Origin of the sequence: Salipiger sp. HF18, from assembly GCF_011806505.1 — a bacterium.
Classification (GTDB): Bacteria; Pseudomonadota; Alphaproteobacteria; order Rhodobacterales; family Rhodobacteraceae; genus Salipiger; species Salipiger thiooxidans.
This window is the reverse complement of record NZ_JAATOS010000607.1, coordinates 1-2157: the sequence shown is the minus strand read 5'-3', so window position 1 is coordinate 2157 and position 2157 is coordinate 1. Positions and strand designations below refer to the sequence as shown.

Annotated in this window: 2 protein-coding genes and 1 pseudogene; 2 read left to right on the top strand and 1 reads right to left on the bottom strand. The window is 69.8% G+C overall.

The window, feature by feature from the left end; genetic code table 11:
• Positions 1-301, bottom strand: a pseudogene (locus tag HC022_RS24785) (acetyl-CoA C-acetyltransferase); the annotation flags it as partial.
• Between the two features lie 94 nt (positions 302-395).
• Between HC022_RS24785 and HC022_RS24780 the strand changes: the two are divergent.
• Together HC022_RS24780 and HC022_RS24775 are read left to right on the top strand one after the other, a co-directional pair.
• Complete coding sequence (locus HC022_RS24780) at positions 396-734, top strand: STAS domain-containing protein (RefSeq protein WP_167454167.1); 339 nt, start codon at positions 396-398, stop codon at positions 732-734.
• A 27-nt stretch (positions 735-761) separates the two neighbouring features.
• The gene (locus HC022_RS24775) at positions 762-1226 is read left to right on the top strand and encodes an ATP-binding protein (protein ID WP_167454166.1); all 465 of its coding nucleotides are present in this window, start codon (positions 762-764) and stop codon (positions 1224-1226) included.
• The last annotated feature ends 931 nt before the right edge of the window (positions 1227-2157 follow it).

Genomic DNA, 2157 nt, shown 5'->3' with positions numbered 1-2157 from the left:
CGATCTGGTCGCGCGCCGCCATCACCGCCTTCATGCCTGAGCCGCACATCTTGTTGAGCGTGGTCGCCGGCACCGTCTCGCCGAGCCCGGCCGCGAAGCCCGCCTGGCGGGCCGGCGCCTGGCCCTGGCCCGCGGGCAGCACGCAGCCCATCCAGAGCTCGTCCACCGAGGGCATGCCGGCCTCGGCATGGGCGGCGCGGATCGCGGCGCCCCCAAGCTCGGCCGCCGGAAGGTCGGCGAAGACCCCCTGGAATCCGCCCATCGCGGTGCGCGCCGCGCCGGTGATCACAACCTCGGACATGTCGTCTCCTCCTTCGACCCGATGGCTCTGCATACCGAATGGTAAGGAATGCCGTCTAGCCTGCCCGTGATCTGAGACAACCGGGACCCCTGACATGCAGCTGACCGTGACCGATACGGAGGATCCGCAGATCATCCGCGTCGACGAGGGCAGGATCGATGCCGCCGTCGCGATCCAGTTCAAGGATGCCGTGCGCGAGGCCGTCTCGCCCGGGACCGCCCGCGTGGTGCTGGACCTCGGCGCGGTGGAGTTCATCGATTCCAGCGGGCTCGGGGCCATTGTCGCCGCCATGAAGGGCATGGGGCAGGGCCAGCGGCTCGACCTGGCGGCCTTGCGGCCGATGGTCGACAAGGTCTTCCGCCTGACCCGGATGGACACGATCTTCGTCATTCACGAGACGGTGGACGCGGCGCGCGACGGGCGGGGCAGCTGACGCGCGCATCGAGAGGAGCCCGCGCCGATGCCGGACACGTCGCCTCAGAGCAGCCCCTCGCTGGAGCTTTCGCTGGGCAGCAGCCCGCAGGAGATTCGCGCGGCGCTCGACCGGGTCCGGCGGGCGCTGCGGGACGCGGGTTGGGACGACGAGGCGCGCGGCACCGCCGAGCTCGTGCTGGCGGAGGCGCTCAACAACATCGTGGAACATGCCTATGGCAGCGCGGGGGACGGCCAGATCCGGCTGAGCGTGGTGACGCGTGGCCGGACCGCCGAGCTGGTGATCTGCGACGGGGGCGGGGTGATGCCGGGGCGCCGGCTGCCCGAGGGGGCGCCGCCGCGGCTCGACGTGGGCCCGCCGGAGCTGCCCGCGGGCGGCTTCGGCTGGCACCTGATCCGGCGCCTCTCGGATCACCTGAGTTATCGACACGACGACGGACGCAACCGGCTCGAGATCCGTATTCGGGCGGAGGGGGAGGCGTCGCAGGACTGAGAGGTTCGGTCGGGAGGGCGCTGCCGGGAGCGCCGTAAGCGCGAACGGGGCCTGCCGGGGACTGAGGCGGGCGCTCGGAAGCTGCCTGAGCACGGCTTCGGCGGGGATCTTGTCAGGCGCCTCTCGGATCATCTGAGCTGTCGGCATCATGACGGGCGGAAACGGCTCGAGATCAGGCCCTTTCTGAAGGAGCCGAAGCAAGCTCCCCGCCAAAGGGCCCGAGCGGTGGGAAGCGATGCGGATGCCGGTCGGTGCGGAGCAGTTGCCATTGTCTGGACGCGCCTGCGTAAGCGTCGGGCAGACTGCGGGGTTGGGGTCTGTTCGGCCTGCGGGGGGCAATGGGTTGGGCCGGCGGAGCGCAATCGGCAGCAGCGTGTCTCGTTTGGTGATCGTGTTTGTTGATCGTGGCGAATGAGCCAACGCGTTCGGGCGTCCGTGTCACGGCGGATGTGCCAGAGCCCCGGCAGGAAGCGCCTCTCCGTTCAGAGACCCGCCTTTCTGGTTGGGGACGCACCGCGCCGTTCCCGGCAAGGACCGGACGGCCGCGCAATTTCCCCGAAAGCGCCGCAATCCGAGCCCATTGCCGCCCGAATGGTCCGCGATAAGAGAAGGGTAGCTGCTTAGGCTTCCCTCGGCGCCGTGCCGTTTCAGCCCCCACCCAGTGTGTGGCGCCGAGGTCTTCCTTCCCCCTCCGGATCGACGCCCCTCAAACCCTGCCAGCCAAAGGCATCGCTGGGTGTCGGGTATTCGCAGGCTCCTCCCCCGATTCGCCGCGGTCAGGTCGCATTTCCACCCCACGCGGCGCCGAGCCTCGCGTGCGAACGGAACGCATCGCCCCCCTTTCGATCAGAGGAAGCCTCGGAATGTCAGGACCAGTCGCCGCCCTGCAGTCCTGCCTTTGCGACGCCCTCACCCTGAAGGCGCGCGACAC

Coding starts and splice junctions, on each gene's coding strand:
- HC022_RS24775 (WP_167454166.1), top strand. CDS start 762: ATGCCGGACACGTCGCCTCAGAGCAGCCCCTCGCTGGAGCTTTCGCTG.
- HC022_RS24780 (WP_167454167.1), top strand. CDS start 396: ATGCAGCTGACCGTGACCGATACGGAGGATCCGCAGATCATCCGCGTC.